Consider the following 24,530-nt stretch of genomic DNA (forward strand, 5'->3'; position numbering starts at 1 on the left):
TGAATTAGGGAGTACGACATGTTCCGACGCACGCATACCCGCGCGCTCCTGCTGTCCACCGCGCTGAGCATTCCGCTGGCCGGAATGGGTCACGCCCAGGACGCGCAGCGCATTCGCATCAACCCCGATCTGCTGACCTCGAAATCCGAGGCCTGCCAGAATCTCGGCCAGACGATCGCCGACATGGACGGCATGGTGACGGGCACCGATCCGCAAGAGATCGTGACCGCGATCAATGCCGACAACAGCGATGCCTGCTTTACCCTGCAGGAAATGCTGGTGAGCGCGGCCGGCGGCGACACGCCCCCCGCCGAAGGCACCGAGACCTCGGACGATCCGCAGAGCCAGATCACCACGCCGGACGACGCCAACGCACCCGAGGACACGCAGGCTCTCGACGAGAACGACACCCCGATCGACGAGGACACCGAGGTGATCGGTGCGGTGGATGACGAACCCGCCCCCGAGACCGACGGCCAGAGCGACATGGAGCCGATCGAGGACGACACCGACACTGCCAGCGACACCGAGACCGACAGCGCCACCGCCGAGGCGGATGTCGAGGCCGAGGCCGAGGCCGCCGTCTCCGAAGAGGCGACCGCCTCCGAGGACATCACGGTTCAGGCCGAGGCCATCGCCACCGTGCCCGCGCCCGATGTCGATGTCGAGGTGCCCGGCCCCAACGTGCGCGTTTCGCCCGCCCAGCCGCAGGTCGACGTGACCACCAAGGCCCCCGAGGTCGAACTCGAGATGGCCAAGCCGCAGATCTCGGTCGAGATCCCCGAGATCGTCGTCCGCGTCGAGATCCCGGCGCCGACCGTCTACATCCTCACCGACGATCCCGACGTCTCGGTAAGCGCGGGCGACCCGCAGGTCGATGTGGAACAGGGCCAGCCCACCGTCACCGTGACGCAGCCCGACCCCAGCGTCGCGCTCGACATCGCCGAGAACCAGAACGCCGATACCGCGTCGGGCGATGCCGCCACGGCCTCGGGTTCGGGTGACGGCTCGGACGGCAGCCAGTCCGTCGACGGCAACACGCAGACCACGATGGGCGAGGCCCGCATCGAGATCGTGCGGAACGAGGGCGATGCGCAGGTGAACATCGAATCGGGCGGCGAGCCGTCGGTTTCGGTCTCGGATGCCGAGCCGCAGGTCCAGGTGTCGATGCCGCAGGAGCCGCGCGTCGAGATCACGCAGTCGGGCGAACCCACCGTCCGTCTCGAATCCAGCGACGAGCGTGACCAGCGCCGTTCGGGCAACGATGCCTCGAACAGCGGCGGCTCCAACAGCGACGCCGCGTCGATGGACGGCCAGCAGACCGATCAGGCCAATGCCACGACCGGCGGCCAGGGATCGCGCGTGCTTGTCGACGACGTGCTGGGCTATGACGTCATCACGGCCAATGGCGACAATCTCGGTGCGCCCGAGGCGGTGATCGACATGAACGGCACGCCCGCGCTCATCGTTTCGAGCGGCGGTTTCCTCGGCATCGGCGATACCGAGGTGCCGGTGGCCCTGTCGGACGTGACCTTCGACGGCGAGCAGATCCGCCTTCGCGAGATGACCGAAGAGGACATCGAGCAGATGCAGGATTTCGACTACGATTCCTCGCAGGCGATGCCCGGTGACGCCGAGGTCATGATCGGCCGCTAAGGCTCTTGCAGACAAGGCCGGGGCGCGCGACCCGTGCGGGGTCGCGCGCCCTACCCCGTCAGGCCGCGGCGGATCAGGTTCAGCCCGGCCAGCACCAGAACGACCAGCGTCATGCGCCGCAGCCGCTCGGGGTTCAGCCGATCCCCCAGCCGCAGGCCCAGCGCGATCCCCAGGCCCGCCGGCAGCACCAGCGCGATCGACAGCGGCAGCGTCTCGCGGTTCAACACCCCCGAGTTCAGGTGCCCCAGCAGCAACAGCACACCGCCCGAGACATAGACCACGCCCTGCACCGCCATGTGCCGCGCGCGCGGCACCTTCAATGCCAGAAGGTACAGCACCAGCGGCGGTCCCCAGACCCCCGAGACCCCGCCGATGGCCCCCGAGATCAGCCCCAGCCCGACATCCCAGACCGCCCGCGGCCCCCGGACGACAAAGGCGACCCCGAATAGCTGGATCGCCGACATCGCAAGCACCGGCACGCCGACGGCCAGAAAGAACACCCGGTCGGGCATCGCGGTGACAAGCTGCGCGGTGACGAAGACCATGACCGCCACCGCCGCGATCAGCCGCCAGAACTCGGCGATGGCGGCCCGCGTCTCGGCCCAGCCGCCGCGCAGCGCCTGCGCGAGGTTGGCCAGCACCGCGGGCAGGATCAGCCCCGCCAGCGCGAGCTTGGGCTCGAGAAAGACGGTCAGCCCCGAGATCATGACCAGCGGCAGGGCAAAGCCCACGGCGCCCTTCACGAACCCGGCCAGCATCGCCACCGCAAAGGCAAAGGGCCACAGCTCGGGCGCGAGGGGCAGGATCGACGCGGTCATGGGCCTGCCCCTACCCCCGCGCGCCCGTCTGGGCGAGGGCGAAACCGCCCCGCCCGCTACCGCCCGCCGCCAGCGCCCTGCCCCCCGCGGGTCAGCCGCGCGACCAGCCGGTCGCGCGCGGCCGGCAGCGGCCGGTCGCCCTGCGCCGCGGCGAGCCGGCGGTCGAGAAAATGCCCGGTCACGCGCAACCCCTGCACGATCTCGTCATGGCCCCGCGGCGGCTGGCCCAGCAGGATCGCGGGCAGCGGCAAGAGCCGGTCGGCCCATGCGCCCGCCGCCCCGCGCGCGACCGCCCGGCCCGTGCGTGGCGAGACGAAAGCCAGATCCTCGCGTGCCCCGCTCACCGCGCAGGCCGACAGGTCGAGGCCAAAGCCCATCCGGTCCAATAACGCCATCTCCCAGCGCAGGTAGCCCGCCGCCCAGCCTGGCCCCTCCTCCATCAGGTCGAGCAGCGCGATGCTCGCCTCGAACAGCCCCGGCTGCGCATCGCGCTCGGGCAGCGCGAATCCCAGCAGGGCGCAGACCGCCGCCATCCCCGCCAGCGCATCGGCGTCCGTCATCAGCGCGGCGCGGCTGCGCAGCGGCTCGACCGTGAAATGCCCAAGGTGATCCTCGAGCCGTGCGCGCCAGGCCAGGTCCAGCTCGGCGCCGGGCTGCAAGAGCGGCGCCATCCGCCGGCCGCCGCCGCCCCGCACGACCCCCGCGTGGCGCCCGTGGTCGCGCGTCAGCGCCTCGAGCACGGCGTCGGATTCGCCCAGCCGCCGGACCGACAGCACCAGCCCGCGCTCGCGCCACTCGATCACCGGCGCGCTCCCGCCGGGCCTTCTCTGTTTCCGGAAATACTCATGGCGCCCGGCCCGGCGTGCGCGGGACGGGCCCGCGGCGTCACGCCCGCGCCTTCTCGCGCTTGAGCTTCTGCATCCGCCGGGTGATCATCTGCCGGCGCAAGGGCTTGAGATAGTCGATAAACAGCTTGCCATCGAGATGGTCGATCTCGTGCTGCACGCAGGTCGCCCAGAGCCCCGAGAACCGCTCGCGCTGCGCGCTGCCGTCCAGCGCGGTCCAGCTCACCTCGACCTCGGCGGGGCGGTCGACATCGGCGAATTGCTCGGGGATCGACAGGCACCCCTCCTCGTAGGTGTTCAGCTCGTCCGAGGCCCATTCGATCGCGGGATTGACCAGAACCATCGGGCGCGGCGCGGCGCCCTCTTCCTTGACGCAATCCATCACCAGCACCCGGCTCAGCACGCCCACCTGCGGCGCGGCGAGCCCGATACCCGGCGCGGCATACATCGTCTCGAGCATGTCCTCGCCCAGGCGCCGCACATCGTCGTCGATGGTCTCGACGAAGGCGGCGCGGGTCTTGAGCCGCGGATCGGGGTGCAGAAGGATCGGTCGCAATGTCATGTTCCGTGATCTAGTCTCGCCGGGCGGGCGGTGCAACGCCGCCGCGCGCACCCTTGCCCCTGCCGCCCGGTATGACAGTCTCCCGCGACACATCACGGAGCCTGGCATGAATTTCGACGAGATCATCGACCGGCGCGGCACGCGCTCGGTGAAATGGGACGCGATGGAGGCCGTCTACGGGGTATCGCCCGAAGATGGCATCCCGATGTGGGTCGCCGACATGGATTTCCGCCCCCCCACCTGCGTGCAACAGGCGCTGGGCGCGATGCTCGATCACGGGATCTACGGATATCGCGGCGACGATGCCGGCTATCGCGCGGCCGTCTGCCGCTGGATGGAGACGCGGCACGGCTGGACGCCCGATCCGGCCCATGTCTTCACGACCCACGGCCTCGTCAACGGCACGGCGCTTTGCGTCGACGCCTTTACCGCACAGGGCGACGCGGTGGCGCTGATGACGCCGGTCTACCACGCCTTCGCGCGGGTCTTGCGCGCCGCGGGCCGCGAGATCACCGAGCTCGAGATGCCGATCGAGAACGGCCGCTACGTCCTCGACATCGACCGGTTCGACGCGGCCATGACCGGGCGCGAACGGATGCTGATCCTGTGCTCGCCGCATAATCCCGGCGGGCGCGTCTGGACCCGCGACGAGCTTGCCGCCATCGCCGCGTTCGCGCGGCGCCACGACCTCGTTCTCGTGTCGGACGAGATCCACCACGACCTCGTCTATCCCGGCCACAGCCATGTGCCGATGGCGCTGATCGACGGGGTCGCCGACCGGCTGGTGACGATGACCGCGGCCTCCAAGACCTTCAACATCGCGGGCGCGCATAGCGGCTGCGTGACCATCGCCGACGACGCGCTGCGGGCGCGGTTCGCCGGCCGCATGGGCGCGCTCGGCATCTCGGCCAACGCCTTCGGCCTGACCATGACCGAGGCCGCCTATTCCCCCGAGGGGGCCGCGTGGGTCGATGCGCTGGTCGAGTATCTCGACGGGAATCGCCGCCTCTTCGACGCGGCGGTGGCCGATATTCCGGGGCTGAGCTCCATGCCGCTCGAGGCCACCTACCTCGCCTGGGTCGATTTCTCGGGCACCGGGATGACCCGGTCCGAGTTCACCGCCCACGTCGAGCGCGACGCCCGCATCGCGGTCAATCACGGCCCGAGTTTCGGCAAGGGCGGCGGGGATTTCCTGCGCTTCAACTTCGCCACGCCGCGGGCCCGCGTGGCCGAGGCCACCGAGCGGCTGAGGGCGGCGTTTTCCGACCTGCAATGATGGCCCGACCCGCGCGGCGAGGGAAATAGCGCGGATTCGCCGGCAATATTTTACCCCGCCTTAAGCAGCGGCGGGTCAGACAGGCAGCACTGAAACGGGGGTGGGATCTCGTTTTGGAGATGCCTTTTGACCGATCACGCCGCCGTCGCCGCCCCGCTCGCCGGGCCGTCCGTTCCGTTCTATGCCCGCGCCGGGAAACGCGGGCTCGATATCGCCCTCGCGCTGCTGCTCGCGCCCCTCGTGGCGCCGCTGGTTGGGTTTTTATGGCTGCTCGTCCGTCTCGACGGGGGGCCGGGCTTTTTCGGCCACGGGCGCGTGGGACAGGACGGCCGCGCCTTTCGCTGCTGGAAACTGCGCTCCATGCGGCCCGATGCGGATGCGGCGCTGGCGCGGCTGCTGCGAACCGACCCGGCCGCACGCGCCGAATGGGCGCGGAGCTATCGCCTGGCCCGCGATCCGCGCGTCACGCCGCTGGGCCGCGTCCTGCGCCGCCTGCATCTCGACGAGCTGCCGCAGCTTTGGTGCGTGCTGCGCGGGGATATGTCCTTTGTCGGCCCCCGCCCCGTCACGAGCGAGGAGCTTGCGCTATATGGCGAGGCGGCGCGCGCCTATCTCGCCTTACGGCCCGGCATCACCGGCCCCTGGCAGTTGCAGGGACGCGACCGGCCGGGATTCGCCCATCGCATCGCCGCCGATCGTGACTATGGCGCGGCGATGGGGCCGCTGGCCGATCTGCGCATGATCGTGGCCACCGGCACGCGGTTGCTGCCCCGGATCCGCCGCGATGCGTGAGATCGGCGGCTGGACCGCGCTGCGCGGGCTGCTGGCGCTGTGGATCGTGCTGCACCATTTCTGGCCGCAGACCTCGGCGCCCGTGCCCGGATGGGTGGCGCGCGGCACGCTGGCGGTCGATCTGTTCTTCGTGCTGTCGGGCGCGGTGATGTGGCACGTCTACGGGCCCGCGCTGGCCGCCGGGCGGTTCTCGGTCCGCGATTTCGCGGCCAAGCGCTTTGCCCGGCTCTATCCGCTGCACGCGGTCACGGCGGTGGCGGCGTTCGCCATGCTGACGCTTGGGCCGTGGCTGGGCATCGCGGGCCGGACGCCCCAGACCGACCCGGCGGCGATGCTGGCGCTGCATCTCGGCCTGCTCCACGCCTGGGGGATCACGCCCACGGGCGGGCTGAACTATCCCTCGTGGTCGGTCGCGGCCGAAGCCTTTGCCTATGCGCTGTTCCCGCTGATCGCGCTGGGCCTGTGCCGCGCGAGCCCGCGCGCGGGGGCCGCGGCCGCGGCGCTTGGGCTGGTGCTGGCCGCGCTGGTCCTGCAGGCGGCCTGGCCCGAGGAATGGCGCCGCGCCGGCGAGCCATGGGTGCTGACCCGGCTGGAGAACGATTTCGGGGCGCTGCGCATCCTGCCGGCCTTCGCCCTTGGGGTAGCCCTGCAACGGCTGACCCTGTCGAGCCTTGCCGCGCACCGGATCCTGCCGCCGGCGCTGGCCGCGATGGCGGTCGCGATGTCCACCGGCCACGACCCGGCTTTCATCCTGGCCGGGGCGGTGGCGATCCGCGCGCTGGCCGCCTGCGCGTGGCGCGTGCCCGCGCCGCTGGGCCGCCTCGGGCGGATCTCTTACGGGCTCTACATGACCCATGCTCTGGTCCAGATCGCGGGGTTCAAGCTGATCGAGCGCATCGGCGGCTATCGCGACGATGCCGTGCCGGTCGCATGGCTGGCCGTCATGCTGCCCCTCGCGATCGCGGTGGGCTGGCTGGCCGAGGCACGGATCGAGACGCCTCTGCGGCGCTGGATCTTGCGTCCGCGACCAGCGGCACCAGCAGCCCGGCCAGATGCGCAGCCGATCGGTCCCAGCTGAACCGCGCGGCGCGTGCCTGGCCCCGCGCCACGACGGCCGCCCGCGCCGGGCCGTCGAGCGTCGCGAGGTCGCGCAGGCCGCGGGCCATGTCGTCCGTATCGCGCGGATCGAACCACAGCGCCGCGTCCCCCAGCACTTCGGGCAGGGCACCGGCGCGCGCCGCCGCGACGGGACAGCCCAGCGCCATCGCCTCGAGCGGGGGGATGCCGAAGCCCTCGTTCAGCGAGGGAAAGACAAGGCCGCGCGCGCCCATGTAAAGCGCGGCAAGCGTTTCGTCGGGCACCCGGCCCAGCATCCGCAGCCCCGCGGCCCCCGCGCGGGCCACGCCCGGCGCCGCCCCGCCGGCGACCACCACCGGGGGCACCGCCGCACCCGCCCGTGCCGCCGCCTGCGCCAGCCGTGCGAGGTTCTTGTTGGGCGAGAGGTTGCCCACCGCCAGCAGGTAACCGCCCGGCGCCAGCCCCAACGCGCCCAGCGCCGCACCCGGATCGGCCGGGGCCGAGAGGTGCCCGGCCGCGTTGGGCACGATCTCGAACCGCGCGGCGGGCATGTCGAGCCGCGGCGACAGCTCGGCGGCTGAATGGCGACTGACCGTCATCGCCAGCGCCGCCCGCCGCGCCAGCCGCGGCCGCAGCAGCGCGTGCCAAGCCCGGTAGCGGCGCGAGAACGCCGCGGGCATCGTCCACAGGTGAGCATCGTGGAACGCGACCGCATGGCGGCGATGCAGCAGCGGCCCGGCATTGCACAGGCTGAGCAGCACGCCCCCGCGGCTCGCCCGGCCGAGCGCGCCCTGTTCCCACAGGTGCCCCCGCCCACCGCGCAACCGGCGCAACGCGATCGCCTGCCAGCCCGGATCGGCGCCGGCGTCATCGGGGGCAAGCGCGATGACCGGGCCCAGCCGTTCGGCCAGCGCCGTGTCGCGCAGCAGCAGCGCGTCCAGCGCCCCGACGATTTCGCGCGCATAGCGTTGCACCCCCGAGACCGGCTGCCCGAGGAACCGCGCGTTGACGAACAGCGTCATGCCGCGCGCCGCAGCGCCGGGGCGAAACGCGCATAGGCCTCGGTCGTGCGGCGGCCCAGCAGGTCGAGCGCCCAGTCCGACACATCCGTCGCCGCGGCCCCCGCGGCGAGACGGCGCCAAAGCGCCCTGTCCCGCGCGATCCGGCCCAGCGCGGTCACGACGCCGTCCATGTCGTCGGGGCCGCACAGCACCCCGTTCCGCCCGTCATGCACCAGTTCGGCCAGCCCCGGCAGGGCGGTCGAGACAACCGGACGCCCCGCGGCCAGCGACTGCACCGCGGCGCGCGGCAACCCCTCGCGCGCCGAGACGAGCACGCTCAGATCGGCAATGGCCAGCAGACGCTCGGGGTCGTCGCGGTGCCCGGCCAGCACGACATGCTCGGCCAACCCGTGGGTCGCGATCAGCCGCGCGACCGCCGCGCGTTCGGGGCCGTCGCCCGCCAGCACCAGCCGCAACCCGCCCAACGCGCCTGCGCCCCGGCGCGCGATGGCCGCGATCAGCGCCGCCTGCCGTTTGCGCGGCTCGAAGGACGCGAGCATCACCGCCAGCGGACGCCGCGCCCCCCCCGGCACGCGGCCCGACAACGCGGCCGCATCCTGGGGCGGGGCGGCCCCCCTGAACCGTGCGAGATCCATCCCCGAGCGGACCACCGCGACTTTTTCGCGAGGCGCGATCCCGGCATCGACATAGGCACAGGCCGCCGCATCGGTCACGGCGATGAAGCCGTGCGTGCGGCGCGCGGCCAGCCGTTCTGCCCCGCGAAACAGCGCCGCCGGCCCGGTGCCGACACTTTCGAAGGGCACGATATGGATGCCGTGGATCACGATCGCGCCCGGCGCCGCATCGGCGGCAAGTCGCCCGAGGATGCCCGCCTTGCTTTGATGGGTGTGGATCACGTCAGGCCCGAGGTCGCGATACAGCCGCCGCAACGCGCGCAACGCGGCGAGGTCGGCGCGCGGCGCGACCGGATGGACCAGTGGCGCGCAGGCGGCGGCGGCCACCCCCCGCGGCACGGGGCATTCGGCCCGTCCGCCATGGATCACGGTCACGCAATGGCCCGCGGCGGCCTGCCATTCGGCGGTGGCGAGGGTGTTTTCCTCGGCCCCTCCGCGGGCGAGGCGGGTGAGGACATGGACGATATGCAAGAGGCGGCTCCCGAAAGCGGCGGCGTTTAAGTGCGCCTTAAGGTTTCGCCCCTAGACCCTAAGGAAATGCTAAGATGCGGGGGCCGAATGACCGGCATTCTCTATATCCACGTCCCGAAATGCGGCGGGTCGAGCTTTGGCGCCGCGCTGCGGCTGGCCCATCCCCTGTCGCAGGCGACGATCGACCTGCGCGCCGCCCGGTCCGAGGCGCTCGGTCGCGACGCGGCGCTGACGGGCCGCGCCCTCATCCGCGCCGATTACGAGGCGCGCGACCGCCAGTTGCACCGACTGCTTAGGGCGGGGCGGCGTTGCATCGCGGGGCATGTGCGGGCCTCGGCGGAACTGCTCGACGGGCCGGCGCGGGGCCATCGCGCCGTGACGCTGCTGCGCGACCCGGTTGCGCGATTCGTCAGCCATTACGCCTATCTCATGCGGCGCCATCCCGACCCCGACCGCCCCGCCACGCTCGAGGCGTTTCTCGAAACCGACGACGCCATGCGGCTGGGCTCGACCTACCTTTTCTATTTCGGCGGGACCTGGCAGGGCGCGGGGCACGATATCGCCCCGGCCATGGCCGCCGCCCGCAAGACGCTTTCGCGATTCGCCCTGATCGGCGACCTGTCGCGGCCCCGCGCTTTTGCCGCCGACCTCCGCCGTCTGTGCCGGCGCCCCGTCCCGATCCTGACCCGCAACGCGGCGCCCCCATCCGCCCCGCCCCCGCCATCCCTGCGCCCCCGGATCGAGGAAATCTGCGCGCCCGACATCGCGCTTTACCGCTACGCGACCGGGCTGGAGCACGCGGCATGAGCGCGGCCCTGTCGCCCCTTGCCCTGCTGGCGATCTGCTGGGGAGCCACCTTTGGCGGAGCCGCGTTGTGGCTGGCCTTTCCCGACCGGTTCGACCTCGTGCCGCTGCTGCTGGAACGGCAGGGCATCGACCCCGACAGCTATGCGGGGTTGGGGCTTTTGTGGCTGGCGGTGGCGGGGCTGGCCTGGATCGCGGGGGATCTGGCGCATCGCGGCTTCGGCCGCGTCCCCGGCCCGCCGACCGCCGCGGCGCCGCCGGGCGATTCGCTGGCGGGGGCGACGCTTTGCGCGGCGATCCTGTGCCTCGCCGTCACGCTGTGCTGGATCGCCACCGCCGCGATGGCCGTCGGTCCGGGACAGTTCGCCCGGCTTGCGCTGGCCGACCCGCTGGCCGCGCGGGCGCATCTGTTGTCGTACAAGCTGTTTCCGGGGATGCGGCTGTTCTATGCGGCGCTGCCCGGTCCCGGCTGCCTTGCCGTCATGCTGCTGGCGCGCGGGGGCCTGTCGCCCCGCGCCCGCACGCGATGCCGGGCGACCGTCGTTCTCGTCACGCTGGCGCTGCTGATCCTGCCCGTGGTGATGAGCCAGCGGTTGCTCTTGCTGCAATTCGTGCTGTCTGCCTGGCTCGCAGCCAGCCTGGTTCGCGGGCGCGTCGTCGGGCGGTCGGGGCTGCTGGCGGGCGCAATGCTGTTTCTCGGCGTCTGGATCGCGCGCGAGGCGATCACCAACCCGTCCTTCGACCGCGGCGCGTTCGATATCGGGATACAAAAGCTCGTCTTCTACTGCGCGAACGACCTTTGGAACGCGCTTGCCCCCCTGGGGCGCGAGGTCGCGCCGACCCTCGGCATGGTCAGCTTTCGCGGGGTCGCGGTCTTTGCCTTTCTCGATGCGCCGCTCGCCGACGTGCTCGGCCCCCGGCTCGACGCTCTCGAGACGATGCGCGGCGGCGGGGATTTCGCCCTGCCCACCGCGGCCTTTCTCGATTTCGGCCTTGCGGGCGGCGCGGCGCTGATCGCGGGTTGGGGCTGGATCTTTCGCGCGGCCTTCGTACGGGCCGGGGACGGGCCGGGCTGGACGGTGCTCTATGCCCAGCTGGGGGCGGCGCTGCTGTTCAGTTCGCACGGGGTCTATGCCACGCATCAGAACCTGATCGCCACGTTGTTGCTGGTGGCGGCCGTGCTGTGGGTGGCGACCCCTCGGGGGCGCGCGGCGTATGTCTGACGTCGCCTGCCACGCGCCCCGTGCCGCGCCGTCCGAACGTCTTGCGGGGCTCCAGACCCTGCGCGCGGTGGCCGCGCTGATGGTGCTTGCGGGGCATACCCTTTCCGAGGTGCAGCACCTCGCCGGTCGCCCCCTGCCCCTCGCCGACCTGCCGTGGAGCCGGGGCGTCGATATCTTTTTCGTCATCTCAGGCTTTGTCGTCGCCCTCTCGGCCGAGCGTTTCCAGGGGCGCCCGCTTGCCTTCCTGCAACGCCGCGCGATCCGCGTCGTGCCGCTATACTGGCTGTTCACCACCTGCATGGTCGCGGTGCTGCTGATCGCGCCATCGGGGACCAAGGACACCACCTTCGACCCTGCCCAGATCGCCGCCTCATACGTCTTTCTCCCGTTCGAGCGTTACGACGGCCGCATCGCCCCGGTCCTGTCGCTGGGCTGGACCCTGAATTACGAGATGGCGTTCTACGTCGCCGCCGCGGCCTGCCTGCCGCTGGCCCGGCCGCTCTACTGGCTGGGGATCGGGTTGCTGGGCGCCGTGGCCTTCGGGGCGGCCTTCGATCCTGCGTCGGCGCCGCTTCTGACATGGACGACGCCGCTCCTGCTCGAGTTCCTGGCGGGGATCGCGCTCGCCCGCATCTGGCGCCGTCGCGGCACGCGTCCCGATCCGGTACTGGCCGCGGGGCTCTGCGTCGCCGCGCTGGGGCTGTTGCTGGCGCTCGACGGGTCCGCCCTGCCCCGCGCGGTTTCCGCCGGGGGGCCGGCCCTGCTGGCCGTCGCCGCGGCCACCCTGTTCTGGCCCGCGGGGGCGAAACCCTTGCAATCGCTCGGCGCGGCAAGCTACGCGCTGTACCTGTCGCACCGCTTTGCCCTGCGCGCCGTCACGCTGGCGCTCGGGTCCTGGGCCGGATCGGCGGCGGGGGCCGCAAGCCTCGTCGCATTGGCGATCGTCGCCGCGCTGGGGCTGGCGCTGCTCGTTCACCGCCATGTCGAAGGCCCGATGTTCGCCGCGCTGAACTACGATGGCCGCCGATGACCCGGCTCGGCTGGTCGCTTTGCCTGCAATGGAGCCGGGTCGGCATGGCCGCGGTGGTCTTTCTCGCCGCGGCCCGCCTGCTGCCGCTGGCCGAGCTCGGCGCCTTTGCCGCGGCCATCGCGGCCCCGCGGTTCCTGCAGAACACCACGCGGGCCGCCCTGTCGGACATGGCCGTCATCCTGCCCGACCGCCCCGGTGTGCGCGGTGCGCTCTGGGTGTTGGCGTTGTCGGGCGGCGCGCTTGGCTCGGGGGGCGCCGCCCTGCTTGCCACGCTTCTGCCCGATCCGTCGGTCGCGCCGGCCCGTGCGCTGGCGATCCTGCCCCTCGTCACGGCAATCGCCGCGATCCCCGAGGGCGCGCTGCGGCGCGACCTGTGCCTGCCCGCCCTCGCCCTGCGCAGCGTCGCGGTGCAGATCGTCGCGGGCGGCATCGCGCTTGCCGCGCTCGGCGCCGGGTGGGGGCAATGGGCGCTGGTGGGCTATGCGCTTGTCGCCGCCATCCTGTCCGCCCTCATCGCGATGCAGCTTGCCCCGCCCCGCGCCCTCGCCCTGCCCGACCGGGGCGATCTGGCTGCCGTCGCGCCCCATCTCGCCCGGCTGACCCTGCGCGAGGCCATGGCAAGCGCGCCCCTGCCGCTGGCGCAACTGGCGGTCGCGGCCGCGCTCGGCCTGCCCGCGGCGGGCGCGTTCCAGGTGGCCACGCGGATCGTCGGACTGGCCGATACGCTGTGCCTCGCGCCGCTGCGCTATGTCGCCCTGCCGCGCCTGCGCGCGGGCGCGCCCGTACCGCCCGAAATCGCGCGGGCCGCGGCCATCGGCCTCTGGTCGAGCTGCGGGATGATTGCCACCGCGCCCGTCATCGCGGCTCTCGTCGTGCCCGAGGCGGCGGATCGCGTGGCCCCGGTTCTGGCGTTGCTCGCCCCCACGCTCGCGGCATCGGCGCTTTCCATGCCGCTGCGCCAGGCGCTCGTCGCGCGGGGGCGCACGGGGGCGGCGCTCTCGCTCGCCGCACTCACCCTGGCGCTGGCAATGCTCACCCTCCTGCCCGCGCTCGCGATCTCGGCCGGCGCGGTCGCGCTGGCCGCGTCGGCGGCCTCGACCGGCGCGCTGGCGCTTTGGGCACCGGCCGCGATGCGCCGCGCGGGGCTGGCGCCCGCCGCGCTCCTCGCGCCGCTCGCGCGCGGCCTGCCCGCCGGGGCGCTGATGATCGGCGCGCTCGCGACGCTTCCCGCGATGCCCGGCCCGGCGCTGACCCTTGTGCTGTCCATCGCCGCGGGAACCGCTCTTTTCGCCGCCATCCACCTCGTCAGCCGGAGCGTCGCATGACCCGCATCGCCATCCTGACCGGGCATCTCGCCCGACAAAGACGCCGCGCCAGTTTAAACTGGGTGGCCGATGCCCTGGCCCGGCAGGGCCACCGCGTCACGCTCGTCACCGTCGGGCATAGCTGGATCTCGTGGCTCAGGCGCGATCCCCGCCTTGCCGGGGCCGACGCGCCGCCCCGCTCGGGGCCCGTCGCGCCCAATTTCGACACCGTCTTCGCCCGGTCTCCGATCCACCCCTTCTCGACCCGCTCCGAGCGTCTCGACGCCCTGCTGCGCCCCGCTCACAGTCTTTTCGCGCGGTTCTGGGCGCCCCGCCTGCGTCATATCCTGGCGCATACCGACCGCGTGATCGTCGAGTCGGGCGCCCCGCTGGTGCTTGTGCCGACGATCCGGCGCGTCGCGCCCCATGCCCACATCACCTATCGCGTCAATGACGACCTGCGATGCCTGCGCGCGCCGGGCTGGCTGGTCCGGGCCGAGCCCGCGCTTGCCGCGATCTGCGACCGCGTCAGCACGGCCAGCCCGCACCTCGCCGCACGCCTGCCCCACCGGGCGGTCACGCTCGACCCGATGGACCGTCCCGATCCGCTGCCCGCGCCCGGCCCCGATCCCTTTGCCCCCCGCGCCCGGATCGAGGCGATATCGGCCGGCACCACCCAGATCGACATGGCCGCACTGGCCGAGCTTGCCACCGACCGCCCCGATTGGCGGCTTCATGTCGTCGGGCGCCTGCGCCATGGGCCCCCATCCCTGCCGCCCAATATCCGCCTGCACGGCGAATGCGGGTTCGACGACACCGTGCGGATGATCGCCCATGCCGATGTCGGGCTGGCCCCCTATCTCGACCGGCCGGGGGTCGCCTACCAGGCCACGAATTCCAATCGCGTGGCGCTCTACCGCCATTTCGGTCTGCCGATCCTGGCGCCCCCCGCGGTCTGCCACCCCGCGATCCCGGCGCTGATGGGCTGGACCGACCGCGCGGCGCGCGACCGCTGCGAAACACGGCCCCGGCGCCCCGAGATCCTGCCGCGTTGGGCCGACCTCGCCGCGCGCCTCGTTCAGAACGGGCCGACCGATCCGCCCGAATATGCCGCGACCCCGCCCGAGATCGCCCTGAACCGGCGCAGCCCCACCGTGCCGCCATTCGCCTCGACCGCCAGCGGTGCGTCACCGCCCGCCGCATCGGCCACCGCATCCTCGAGCCACAGCCGCCCCGCGTTCGAGCATTTATAGGCGACCGAGCTTCCGTCCACGTCGCGCGCCTGCGCACGGGCCCCCGCGATCCAGGTCCGCGTGTCCTGGATGAAATGCATCTCGGTTCCGTTGCGCGACAGCCCGAACCGCCCGCCCGCGATCACGGCGCGCACCCCGTCATGGGTCGTCACCGCGTTGCACGATTGCGCCCCCGGCGCGCCGTTGTCATGCCCCGTGCAGCCCGACAGCAGCACATGCAGCCCCGGCGTCCCGTCCTCGTGGAACGACCAGCCGTCCTTGGCCCCGAACGAGGCATCGCAGCCGAAGAACGCCGCCAGCCCCGCCAACCGGCGCACCCGCACCGCGTCGGCGGGCGCGGCCGGGCTCGACGGCGCGGCATAGCGAAAGCTGCACCCGACCGCGACGAGGTTGCGCGCACCTTCGGCATCGCAATGCAGCGCGCCCGTGATCCCGCCCTCGCAGTGGATATCCTCGAGATAAAGGTCCGCCGCATGGCTCAGAAACCGCGCGCCGTGAAACCCCCGCAAAAGCGCCAGGTCCTCGGGCCCCGGTTGCGCGCCATCGCCCCGATTGACCGCAACGCCGCCGGGGGTTTCGCACCAGCTTTCGGGGGTCGCGCGGCAGGCGGCCTCGTCCACGACGCGGGCCAGCTCGGTGAAATGCCCCCGGTCGGTGCAAAGATCGGTTCGAAAGACCCGCTTGACCCCGGACACCGCCGCATGGGCCAGCCCGCCCGAAAGGGTCCAGTCGACCGCGAACGGCCCGGTGCGGTAGATCACCGGCCCGCCCCAGCCCAGGATCGCCACGGGGAACGCGGGCTCCACCCGGCCGTTGCGCGTGAACGCGCTTTCCGCGAACCGCCCGGCCCGCACGATCACCCGATAAGCGCCGCCCGTCAGGTTGCCCGCCGAGAAGGCCGCATGGATCGTTCGCACCGCATCGCCGAAATCGCCGTCGGCCGCGCCCAGGCCGCTTCGAGAATCGTCGCCCGACACCCCGTCGACATGGATCGCGGGGCCGGTCCAGATCGCCGGATCGACCAGCGATCGCGGGTCGCGGCCTGCCCGGTACGTGGCGCCCACCGCCCGGATCAGCGGATCGGGCGCGGCCCAGCCCATGCCGGCGGGCATGGCGACCGCGCGCTCGGGCGCGGATGGCGCTCCCAGCGTCGCTCCGACCGCGATCATCAGACCAGCCCCACGATGCGGCCGGCGCTGGTGCCCGAGAACTCCACCCGTCGCAGCCGCAAGGGATAGACCACCCCCGCGATCAGTCCGGGCAGGACCGCCCGACTGCCATCCCTGAACGTCACGGCCACGTCGCCGGGATCGCCCACCATGATCGCGCGCGGCACCCTCGACAGGTCCGCGCCGTCATCGGGCACGATGGGAAACCCGCCCGTCAGCGGGGCGGAGAGGGTCTGGGCGTGATCGGCGAAGTCGTCGCGAAGCGTCATGATCGGGGTTCCTGCTGCCAAGGTTCCGCCACTCTGCCGCAAGGCCCTCAATACCGCGCGAACACCCCGTGCGGCGCGTTTACCCCGGCACGGCCTGCACATCGCACCGGCGGTAAACGGCGTCCGACCACGGCGCGCGGCCGAATCGCCCCGTCAGGCGGGGTCGTCGAGCAGCCGTTCCGCGATATCCGAACTGGTGACGACATGGGTGGCAAAGCCCCCGATCAGCGCCGCGCGCGTGGCCTCGGTCCGCGCGGCGCCGGCGGCGACGAGGATGCCCACCGGCTTTGCCGCCATCTGGGCCAGCGTGACCCCGATGATCCGATCCTCGTTTTCCAACGGCATGGGGCGACCCTGCGCGTCGATCAGCCGGCCGCAGATGACCCCCACGGCACCCGCATCGCGCATCCCCGCCAGGGTGTCGGCATCCATCAGTCCGGTATGGGCGATATGGCTGTCATCGCTGCATGTGCCCGCGGCGAACACCACCTTGTTGCACGATTCGACGGCCCTGAGCTGTTCCGCCACCACCGGCTCGGCCTTCAGCCGCGCGCAGAGTTCGCGGTCGCTCAGCAGCAGCGGCACATGCAGGTTGACGCAAAGCGCATCGAACCTGCGCGCGAGGTTGGCCGAACACGCCTCGGCCGCGAAACCCGGCGCCGCGGGCCGCGAGCCCAAAAGCTGCACCACCGTCAAATCGCGGATCGGGACGGGCGGGGCGGCATCGGCCAGCCGATAGATCGTCTCGCCCCAGGCCACGCCCAGCCGGTCGCCGGGCTCGAGCAGTTCGGGCAGCCAGTCGGCCGCGGCGCGGATCACCCGCGCGGCCGCGCGCTCCGGGTCGCCCTGCGGCACGACCAGCGCTTCGCGCAGGTCGTAGGCCGCGCAAAGCCGGCGCGCCAGGGACGACCCGCGAAAGACCTCGGTATCGAGCGAGACGCGCACGTAGTCGCGCCGCCGCGCCTCGGCGAGATAGTTGACCACCGAGGCGCGGCTGACACCCAGCCGCTGCGCGATCTCGTTCTGCGTCAGCCCCTCGTGGTAATAGCACCACGCGGCCTCGACGATGGCCTCGTCCTGCCGCGGGCCGCGCCCCTCGGCATCGGTCGGGCGACCGCCCCGCACGCCACCGGCGGGGCTCATCGCGTCATTCCGCGGCCTGCGCCATGTCGGGGAACAGCGCGGCCATGCCTTCGGGCGTGGCCTTGCAAATCCCGCGCTCGGTGATGAGCCCGGTGACGAGCCGGCTGGGCGTCACGTCGAAGGCCGGGTTGCCCCCGGCCGAGCCCTCGGGCGCCACCCGCACCGTGGCAAAGCCGCCATCCTCGCCGATGCCCTGCACATGCGTCGTCTCGACGGCGGCGCGCTCCTCGATGGGGATCTCGGCCACGCCGTCATCGACGGTCCAGTCGATCGTGGGCGACGGCAGCGCCACGTAGAACGGCACGCCGTTATCCTTGGCCGCCAACGCCTTGAGATAGGTGCCGATCTTGTTGCAGACATCCCCGCGCCGGGTGGTGCGGTCGGTGCCGGTGATGACCAGGTCGACCATCCCGTGCTGCATCAGGTGCCCGCCCGCATTGTCGACGATATAGGTATGCGGGATGCCGTGGCTGCCCAGCTCCCACGCCGTCAGCGCGCCCTGGTTGCGGGGGCGGGTCTCGTCCACCCAGACATGGATCGGGATGCCGGCGTCATGGGCCTGGTACATCGGGCTCGTCGCGGTGCCGAAATCGACGGTCGCCAGCCAACCGGCATTGCAGTGGGTCAGGATGCGCACGGGCTCGCCCTCGGGCTTGCCGGCGGCGATCTCGCGGATCAGCTCCAGCCCGTGGGTTCCGATGGCGCGGTTGATCTCGACATCCTCGTCGGCGATCTCGTGGGCGAGGCGCAGCGCCGCCTCGACACGGTCCCCCTCGGGACGCGATGCCAGCGCGCGGCGGCACCGGTCGAGCGCCCAGCGCAGGTTGATCGCCGTGGGCCTCGTGTCGTGCAGGTAATCCCAGGCCCTTTCGAGGCTGGCATCCGACGGATCGCGCGCCATCGCCAGCGCCATGCCATAGGCCGCCGTCGCCCCGATCAGGGGCGCGCCGCGCACCCGCATCTCGACGATGGCCGCGGCGTAATCCTCGATCGTATCCAGTTGCTGCGTGCGGAAATCATGCGGCAGCCAACGCTGGTCGATGATCTGCAACGCCCCGGCGGACTCGTCCCACCAAAGCGACCTGTAGGGGGTTCCGTTGACCTTCATAGCACATCCCTTTCGTTGAACTCCCGCGCCATCGCGGTCAGCGCGCGGGCGTCGGGGACGGTTTCGGTCCGCAGGATCAGCTCGCGCCCCATCATGAGGTTGCGCGCCTCGAGCCGGGCGCGCAGCGCGGTGTCCTCGATCTCCTGGAAATCGGCGTTATGGGCCAGCGACAGGCAGCGGCGGTGCATCTCGATCCCGCAGATCGCCACCGCGTCCGACCAGATATCGCGCAGCAGGGCCTTCATCGCGGGCTCCGAGGAATGCCCCTGATCCTCGAACAGGCAGGCGGGAAACAGCATTCCCGTCCGCTCGGTCGTCCAGAGCCGCGCGAACTCGGCCTCAAAGCTCGCGACGGTGCCCTCGATCGTCTCGAGGATCCAGCCCTGGTACGCGGCCGGATCGTCGCCGCGATGCGCGGGCTGGCTGAAGAACGCCATGAGATAATTCGCGATCAGCATCCCGATATCAAAGCCCATCGGCCCGTATTGCACGAATTCGGGGTCGATCACGCGGGCCTCGGTCGCGGTGGCCATGATCGACCCGCTGTGCAGATCGCCATGCAGCAGCGTCTCGGTGTTCGAGGCAAAGCTCATCAGCATCCGCTGCACCCGCGCCTTGAGCGCGGCATCCTCCCTCAGCCGGGCGATGACCGGCTCCAGCCCCGGCGTATGGCTGTTCAGCTCGGCGTCGAAATAGGGGTCGGTGAACACGAGGCTCTCGGTGATCGCCGGGATCTCGACATTGCCCGAGAACAGCCCGACATCGGCTTTCTTGGCGCCGCTTTCCATCGACAGCTCGGAGCCGCGGAAAGCGGTGCGCGCGCAGAACGTGCCGATCCGCTCGGCCAGCCCCTCAACGCGCTCTCCGGCGATCATCTTGCGGCGCAGGATGACATGCGGGCTGAGAAACTCCATCACGATGAGCGCCTGCGCCTCGTCGAAATGATAGACCTCGGGCACGCTTCCGGGGTCGCGCGCGGCCTGCCGCGTCAGCGCGTGATACTCGTAGAAGGCGCGGTAAAGCGGCAGCGGCCAGCTATCGCCCACCAGCCGCACATAGGGCAGCGCCTGTTTCACCACCGCCGTGCCAACGGGCCCCTCGACGATGAAGACGAGGTTGAGGTTGCCGTCCCCCACCTCGCGCACCCGCCATGCCGACGCGTCCGGCCCGACCTTGCGCGACAGGATCTCGACGCCCGCCAACCGTGCGCCGAGGCTGTCCACGTCCAGGGGTTCGTATTCCTGCGATGGCGTCATCGGCGCGTCCTCCTCGGCTAATGGTTAGGATTTTTCCACCGGTTTCGTCATTAGTCAACGCAATTGACATTCGTCCAAGCGCGCCGAATAGTGAGATCGGAACGGCCGGCTCGCGGCCGGCCGGCGGAGGGGCGATGACGAAAACGGCGTGCCGTATCAGGGGTTTGGAGAAATCCTTCGGGCCGAACCACGTTCTGCGCGGGATCGACCTGGACCTGCGCGCGGGCGAGGTCACCGTGCTGATGGGCGCCAATGGCGCGGGCAAATCCACGCTGGTCAAGGTGCTCTGCGGCTATCACCGCCGCGACGCGGGCACCATCGAGTTGGGCGGCGCGCCCTTCGATCCCGCAGATGCGGCCGATGCCATCGCGAAAGGCGTCGTGACGGTTCACCAGAACATCGACGACGGCGTCATCCCCGATCTCGACGTCGCCACGAACCTGACGCTCGACCGGCTGACCGAACCGGGCGCCCCGCTTTTCGTGCGTGACAGCAAGCTCCGGGCCGAGGCGCGCCGCGTGGCCGAAGGCATGGGCCTGCGGATGGACGTGCGCAGCCGGGTGGGCGATCTCGACGTGGCCGACCGCCAGATGATCGCCATCGCGCGCGCGATGGCCCGCGCCCCCGAGGTGCTGATCCTCGACGAACCGACCTCGTCGCTTTCCGCGGCCGAGGCCGAGCGGCTTTTCGCGCTGATCGACCGGCTGCGCGCGCAGGGCGTCGCGATTCTTTATATCTCGCACCGCATGTCCGATATCCGCCGCGTCGCCGACCGGATCGTGTGCATGCGCGACGGCGCGATCTCGGGCATCTTCGCCGAGGCGCCGCTCGATTACGAGGGCGCGGTCTCGGCCATGCTGGGCCACCGGATGACCGATGTGGACATAACCCCGCGCAGCGGCGGCGCCCCGGTGGTCGAGCTTGGCGGCCTGCGCCTCTTGCCGTCCAGCGCGCCCATCGACCTCGCCGCCCATGACGGAGAGATCGTGGCCGTCACCGGGCTTCTGGGCAGCGGCAAGACCCGCATGGCCGAGATCCTGTTCGGGCTGGCGCGACCCGCGGCAGGCGAGATCCGGCTCGACGGCCGCCCCTACGCGCCGCGCACCCCGCGCGAGGCCGTGGCGCGCGGCGTCTTCCTGTCGCCCAAGGATCGCGGGTCGAACGCGGTGATCCCCGGATTCGACATCGCCGACAACATGACCCTGCCCTTCCTATCGGCCTTCAGCCGGGCGTCGTTCCTGCGCGCGGGCCAGCAGCGCCGCGCGACGCAGGCGATGATCGAGCGTATCGGCATCGTCTGCCAGGGCGGGGGCGACTCGATCCTGACGCTGTCGGGCGGCAACCAGCAAAAGGTGATGATCGGGCGCTGGCTGATCGAGCCGGCGCGCCTGCTGCTGCTCGACGAGCCGTTCCAGGGCGTCGATATCGGCGCGCGCCGCGATATCGGGCGCCACATCCGCGCGACGGCCGAGGGGCGCGCGACCATCGTTTTCGTGTCCGAGATCGACGAGGCGCTCGAGATCGCGGACCGCATCGTGGTGCTGCATGAGAACGCCGTGGCGGGCGAGCATGTGAACCGGAACATCGACCTCGCCGCGATGGTGTCCCAGGTCTCGGGACCGGCCCGGCCCGCCGCGCAGACAGGAGCACAAGATGGGCAATGACCGCCTGCTGAACTTCGCGATCAAATACGGATTCCTGATCCTGCTTGCGGGCATGGTCGTCTATTTCGGCCTCGCGGCCCCCGGCTTTGCCTCGCCCCGCTCGGCGGTGTTCGTGCTGCAATCGGTGGCGATCACCGGCATCCTCGCGCTGGGCGTGACCTGCACGCTGGTTGTGGGCGGGTTCGACCTGTCCATCGGGGCGGTCGCGACCTCGGCGCTGATGCTGTCGGCCTATGCGATGGTCGTGCTCGAGATGTCGGCGGGGGTCGCCATCGGGCTGTGCCTGCTGATGGGGGCGGCGGTGGGGCTGGTAAACGGGCTGCTCATCGTCAAGTTCCGCGTGCCCGACCTGCTGGCGACACTCGGGATGATGTTCCTGCTGATCGGGCTTCAGCGCATCCCCACGCAGGGCAATTCCATCGCGACCGGCATGGCGCTGCCCGACGGCAGCACCGCCGAGGGCGTGTTTAGCTCCACCTTTCTGTGGCTGGGCCGGCACCGGCTCGATCTCGTGATCGACAACCTGGTGCCCCTGCCGGTGGTCATCTTCCTGCTGATCGCGCTGGGCATCTGGCTGTTTCTCGGCTTCACCCGGCAGGGGCGGCTCATGTATGCCATCGGGTCGAACGAACGGGCCGCCGGGCTCGTCGGCACGCCGGTGAACCGCTACAAGATCGCCGCCTACATGATCTCGGGCGTCATGGCCTCGATCGGGGGGATGCTGCTGGCCGCGCGGCTGGGGCGTGGCGATATCGCGTCGGGCACGAACCTGCTGCTCGACAGCGTCGCCGCGGCGTTGATCGGCTTTGCGGTGCTTGGCGCCGCACGGCCCAACGCCTTTGGCACGGCGACGGGGGCGCTGTTCGTGGGCATCCTGTTGCAGGGTCTCACGATGATGAACGCGCCCTATTACACGCAGGATTTCGTCAAGGGCGTCGTGCTCGTCGCCGCGCTTGTCTTTACCTTCTACCTGTCGTCGCGTCGCGGCACGGGCCGAAGCTGACCCCGTGAAACCCAAAGGGAGGAACCTACCATGCTGAGACGTCATCTACTCAAGGCGACCGCCGCCACGGCGCTCGTCCTTGGCGCGGGGCTGCCCGCGGCGGCGCAGGACATGCCCGCGCCCTTCGACAATCCCGGCGACGTGACCATCGCGCTCGTGCGCTATCTCTCGACCGGCGATTTTTTCCAGTCCTATCTTTCGGGCGTCGAACAGCAGGCAGAGGCGCTGGGCGTCGACCTGCGCGTGCTCGACAGCCGGCAGGACGCGGCGCTCCAGGCCGACATGGTCGACCAGGCCATCGCGCTCGGCGTCGACGGGATCATCATCCAGCACGGCCTGACCGAGTCGATGCAGGCCGCCGCGCAGCGTGCCGTCGATGCCGGCATCAAGGTCGTGGCCTTCGACGTCGATGTCGAGAACGACGCGATCCCGCAGGTCGAGCAGTCGGATTACCTGCTCGCCAAGCTCGCGCTCGACCAGGCCATCGAGGATCACGGGACCGAGTTCACCGCCGGTTACGTCTATGTCCCCGGCATCGCGCCGCTCGACCGCCGCGACGCCGCCTGGCAAGAGGTGAAAGAGGCCAATCCCGGCATCACCGAGGCCGCGCAGTTCGGCACGCTCGACAACCCGATCGCCAACTCGGTCGCCAACCAGGCGCGGTCGGTCCTCCAGGCCAATCCGAACATCACCGTCATGTTCGCCCCCTATGACGAGTTCGCCAAGGGCGTGAAGATCGCCGTGGACGAGGCCGGGCTGAGCCAGGATATCGACATCTATTCCGCCGATGTCTCGACCGCCGATATCGCCGCCATGCGCGAGCCCGACTCGGCATGGGTCGCGACCGTGGCGACCAACCCCTCGGTGGTGGGCGAGGTGTCGGTGCGCACGCTGGCGATGATGCTGGCGGGCGAGGATCCGGGCGACAGCGTGATCGTGCCGCCGACGCTCATCACGCAGGATTTCCTCAACGAGAACGACGTCAGCAACATGGAAGAGCTCGGCGCCAAGATGCCGCAATTCCAGCATGCCGACGTGTCGACCCCCGACTGGATTCCACTGCCCCAGCGGTGACACGAGACCGCCGGTCCGCCCCTGGCGGCGGGCCGGTGCATTGGCCACGGGCCGCGCGGGGCACAGGCGCGCCCACCCGGCAGACAGGAATGGACCGACGCGATGCGCAACGAAAAGACGACCGAAGAGGTCGCACTGGGGATCCGGCGGCGCGTGTTCGAACACGCGATGCGCAACAATGGCGGCTATCTTAGCCAGGCCTGTTCCGCCGCCGAGCAGCTTGCCTGGCTTTACAACGAAGAGCTGCGCCTGGGCGAGCCGACGCTGCCCGCGATCCCCGCGCCCTTTGGCGGCGTGCCCTCTGCGGACAACCCCGACTATCACACTGGCGCGGGCTATAACGGCCCCGCCGCGCCCGAATACGACCGGCTGTTCATCGCGCCCGCGCATTATGCGCTGGTGGCCTACGCCACCCTGATCGAGACGGGGCGCATGGCCCCCGAGGGGCTCGAGATGTTCAACAAGGACGGCTCTTCGGTCGAGATGATCGGCGCCGAGCATTCGCCGGGCATGGAGGTGCATAACGGCACCCTCGGCATCGGGCTGTCGACCGGCGCGGGCCTCGCCTGGGGCCGCAAGCGCCGCGGCGAGCCCGGCCGCACCTGGGTCTTCATGTCCGACGGTGAGGTGCAGGAGGGCCAGACATGGGAGGCCGTGCAGGCCTGCGCCCATCACGGCATCGACAACCTGTTCGCGATCATGGACGTGAACGACCAGCAATGCGACGGCGCCATGTCAAGCGTCATGGACGTGGGCGATATCGCCGCCAAGTTCCGCGTCTTCGGCGCGCATTGCGTCGAGGTGGACGGGCACGACCTGAACGCGATCCGCGAGGCCGCGGCCGAGCCGCACGAGGGCCGACCGCTCATCATTCTCGCGCGCACCTCGCCCTTTCACACCATGTCGATCCTCGAAGAACGCTTTCCCCGCCTGCATTACGTCCGGTTCAAGTCCGAGGACGAACGCGCGCGGTTCAACGTCTCGATCGCGGCCGATCTCGGCGTCGCGCCCGTCGATCTCTCAGAATGAGGCCCCAA

At 71.0% G+C, this 24,530-nt stretch carries 21 protein-coding genes and 1 pseudogene; 13 read left to right on the forward strand and 9 right to left on the reverse strand.

Features of this window, described 5'->3' with window-relative positions; all coding sequences use genetic code 11:
• Nucleotides 1-18 precede the first annotated feature (18 nt).
• A complete protein-coding gene (locus E2L08_RS08185) occupies nucleotides 19-1,656 on the forward strand; it encodes a PRC-barrel domain-containing protein (RefSeq protein WP_133396579.1) in 1,638 nt (545 codons plus the stop codon).
• Nucleotides 1,657-1,706: 50 nt separating this feature from the next.
• Here the strand turns inward: E2L08_RS08185 and E2L08_RS08190 are convergent, their stop codons facing one another.
• The 3 genes from E2L08_RS08190 to def form a co-directional block, all read right to left on the reverse strand.
• Nucleotides 1,707-2,474: a sulfite exporter TauE/SafE family protein gene (locus E2L08_RS08190; RefSeq protein WP_133396580.1), complete on the reverse strand. Its 768-nt coding sequence runs from the start codon at nucleotides 2,472-2,474 to the stop codon at nucleotides 1,707-1,709.
• 56 nt (nucleotides 2,475-2,530) lie between these two features.
• Nucleotides 2,531-3,277 carry a DNA repair protein RecO gene (recO, locus tag E2L08_RS08195; RefSeq protein ID WP_133396581.1) on the reverse strand — a complete coding sequence of 249 codons (747 nt, stop codon included), beginning with the start codon at nucleotides 3,275-3,277 and terminating at the stop codon, nucleotides 2,531-2,533.
• 82 nt (nucleotides 3,278-3,359) lie between these two features.
• Nucleotides 3,360-3,881 (reverse strand): peptide deformylase, encoded by a 522-nt coding sequence (gene def / locus E2L08_RS08200; protein WP_133396582.1) that lies wholly within the window; start codon nucleotides 3,879-3,881, stop codon nucleotides 3,360-3,362.
• A gap of 106 nt (nucleotides 3,882-3,987) precedes the next feature.
• Between def and E2L08_RS08205 the strand changes: the two genes are divergently transcribed.
• The 3 genes from E2L08_RS08205 (at nucleotide 3,988) to E2L08_RS17250 (ending at nucleotide 7,027) form a co-directional block, all read left to right on the forward strand.
• Entirely contained in the window at nucleotides 3,988-5,157 is a 1,170-nt protein-coding gene (locus tag E2L08_RS08205) for a MalY/PatB family protein (RefSeq protein WP_133396583.1), read from the forward strand.
• A gap of 126 nt (nucleotides 5,158-5,283) precedes the next feature.
• Nucleotides 5,284-5,949, forward strand: a complete 666-nt coding sequence (locus tag E2L08_RS08210; RefSeq protein ID WP_133396584.1) for a sugar transferase — start codon at nucleotides 5,284-5,286, stop codon at nucleotides 5,947-5,949.
• Complete coding sequence (locus E2L08_RS17250) at nucleotides 5,942-7,027, forward strand: acyltransferase family protein (protein WP_133396585.1); 1,086 nt, start codon at nucleotides 5,942-5,944, stop codon at nucleotides 7,025-7,027. Before E2L08_RS08210 ends, E2L08_RS17250 begins: the two co-directional genes overlap by 8 nt.
• A gap of 43 nt (nucleotides 7,028-7,070) precedes the next feature.
• Here E2L08_RS17250 and E2L08_RS08220 read toward each other — a convergent pair.
• Nucleotides 7,071-8,048, reverse strand: a pseudogene (locus E2L08_RS08220) (glycosyltransferase family 4 protein); the annotation flags it as partial.
• On the reverse strand, nucleotides 8,045-9,193 hold the full coding sequence (locus E2L08_RS08225) for a glycosyltransferase (RefSeq protein ID WP_133396587.1): 1,149 nt from the start codon (nucleotides 9,191-9,193) through the stop codon (nucleotides 8,045-8,047). The gene E2L08_RS08225 and the pseudogene E2L08_RS08220, both read right to left, overlap by 4 nt.
• Before the next feature lie 87 nt (nucleotides 9,194-9,280).
• Here E2L08_RS08225 and E2L08_RS08230 point away from each other — a divergent pair, with 87 nt between their 5' ends.
• The 5 genes from E2L08_RS08230 to E2L08_RS17475 are packed head-to-tail and all read left to right on the forward strand — an operon-like array spanning nucleotide 9,281 to nucleotide 14,807.
• On the forward strand, nucleotides 9,281-10,000 hold the full coding sequence (locus tag E2L08_RS08230) for a sulfotransferase family 2 domain-containing protein (protein ID WP_168771087.1): 720 nt from the start codon (nucleotides 9,281-9,283) through the stop codon (nucleotides 9,998-10,000).
• Entirely contained in the window at nucleotides 9,997-11,220 is a 1,224-nt protein-coding gene (locus tag E2L08_RS08235) for an O-antigen polymerase (protein WP_133396589.1), read from the forward strand. Before E2L08_RS08230 ends, E2L08_RS08235 begins: the two co-directional genes overlap by 4 nt.
• A complete protein-coding gene (locus E2L08_RS08240; RefSeq protein WP_133396590.1) occupies nucleotides 11,213-12,250 on the forward strand; it encodes an acyltransferase family protein in 1,038 nt (345 codons plus the stop codon). Before E2L08_RS08235 ends, E2L08_RS08240 begins: the two co-directional genes overlap by 8 nt.
• Nucleotides 12,247-13,575 (forward strand): oligosaccharide flippase family protein, encoded by a 1,329-nt coding sequence (locus tag E2L08_RS08245; RefSeq protein ID WP_133396591.1) that lies wholly within the window; start codon nucleotides 12,247-12,249, stop codon nucleotides 13,573-13,575. The genes E2L08_RS08240 and E2L08_RS08245 overlap by 4 nt, the downstream gene beginning before the upstream one ends.
• The gene (locus E2L08_RS17475) at nucleotides 13,572-14,807 is read left to right on the forward strand and encodes a GumK N-terminal domain-containing glycosyltransferase (protein WP_440589846.1); all 1,236 of its coding nucleotides are present in this window, start codon (nucleotides 13,572-13,574) and stop codon (nucleotides 14,805-14,807) included. The genes E2L08_RS08245 and E2L08_RS17475 overlap by 4 nt, the downstream gene beginning before the upstream one ends.
• Nucleotides 14,808-15,975: 1,168 nt before the next feature.
• On the opposite strand, the gene E2L08_RS08255 is transcribed toward E2L08_RS17475, so the two are convergent.
• From E2L08_RS08255 to mtnK, 4 genes are all read right to left on the reverse strand, one after another.
• Entirely contained in the window at nucleotides 15,976-16,245 is a 270-nt protein-coding gene (locus tag E2L08_RS08255; protein ID WP_133396593.1) for a spike base protein, RCAP_Rcc01079 family, read from the reverse strand.
• A gap of 153 nt (nucleotides 16,246-16,398) precedes the next feature.
• Nucleotides 16,399-17,388, reverse strand: a complete 990-nt coding sequence (locus E2L08_RS08260) for a sugar-binding transcriptional regulator (RefSeq protein WP_133396594.1) — start codon at nucleotides 17,386-17,388, stop codon at nucleotides 16,399-16,401.
• A 4-nt stretch (nucleotides 17,389-17,392) separates the two neighbouring features.
• The gene (mtnA, locus tag E2L08_RS08265; protein WP_133396595.1) at nucleotides 17,393-18,496 is read right to left on the reverse strand and encodes an S-methyl-5-thioribose-1-phosphate isomerase; all 1,104 of its coding nucleotides are present in this window, start codon (nucleotides 18,494-18,496) and stop codon (nucleotides 17,393-17,395) included.
• Nucleotides 18,493-19,752 (reverse strand): S-methyl-5-thioribose kinase, encoded by a 1,260-nt coding sequence (gene mtnK, locus E2L08_RS08270; protein ID WP_133396596.1) that lies wholly within the window; start codon nucleotides 19,750-19,752, stop codon nucleotides 18,493-18,495. The genes mtnA and mtnK overlap by 4 nt, the downstream gene beginning before the upstream one ends.
• Nucleotides 19,753-19,886: 134 nt before the next feature.
• On the opposite strand from mtnK, the gene E2L08_RS08275 reads away from it, so the two are divergent.
• The 4 genes from E2L08_RS08275 (at nucleotide 19,887) to E2L08_RS08290 (ending at nucleotide 24,522) form a co-directional block, all read left to right on the forward strand.
• On the forward strand, nucleotides 19,887-21,416 hold the full coding sequence (locus E2L08_RS08275; protein WP_133396597.1) for a sugar ABC transporter ATP-binding protein: 1,530 nt from the start codon (nucleotides 19,887-19,889) through the stop codon (nucleotides 21,414-21,416).
• Complete coding sequence (locus E2L08_RS08280) at nucleotides 21,406-22,419, forward strand: ABC transporter permease (RefSeq protein ID WP_133396598.1); 1,014 nt, start codon at nucleotides 21,406-21,408, stop codon at nucleotides 22,417-22,419. The genes E2L08_RS08275 and E2L08_RS08280 overlap by 11 nt, the downstream gene beginning before the upstream one ends.
• 30 nt (nucleotides 22,420-22,449) lie before the next feature.
• Nucleotides 22,450-23,493: a substrate-binding domain-containing protein gene (locus E2L08_RS08285; protein ID WP_133396599.1), complete on the forward strand. Its 1,044-nt coding sequence runs from the start codon at nucleotides 22,450-22,452 to the stop codon at nucleotides 23,491-23,493.
• Between the two features lie 102 nt (nucleotides 23,494-23,595).
• Nucleotides 23,596-24,522, forward strand: coding sequence for a transketolase (locus E2L08_RS08290; RefSeq protein ID WP_133396600.1), 927 nt, complete (start codon nucleotides 23,596-23,598; stop codon nucleotides 24,520-24,522).
• Nucleotides 24,523-24,530: the final 8 nt, after the last annotated feature.

The sequence above is a fragment of the Palleronia sediminis genome (genome assembly GCF_004358695.1).
Classification (GTDB): Bacteria; Pseudomonadota; Alphaproteobacteria; order Rhodobacterales; family Rhodobacteraceae; genus Palleronia; species Palleronia sediminis.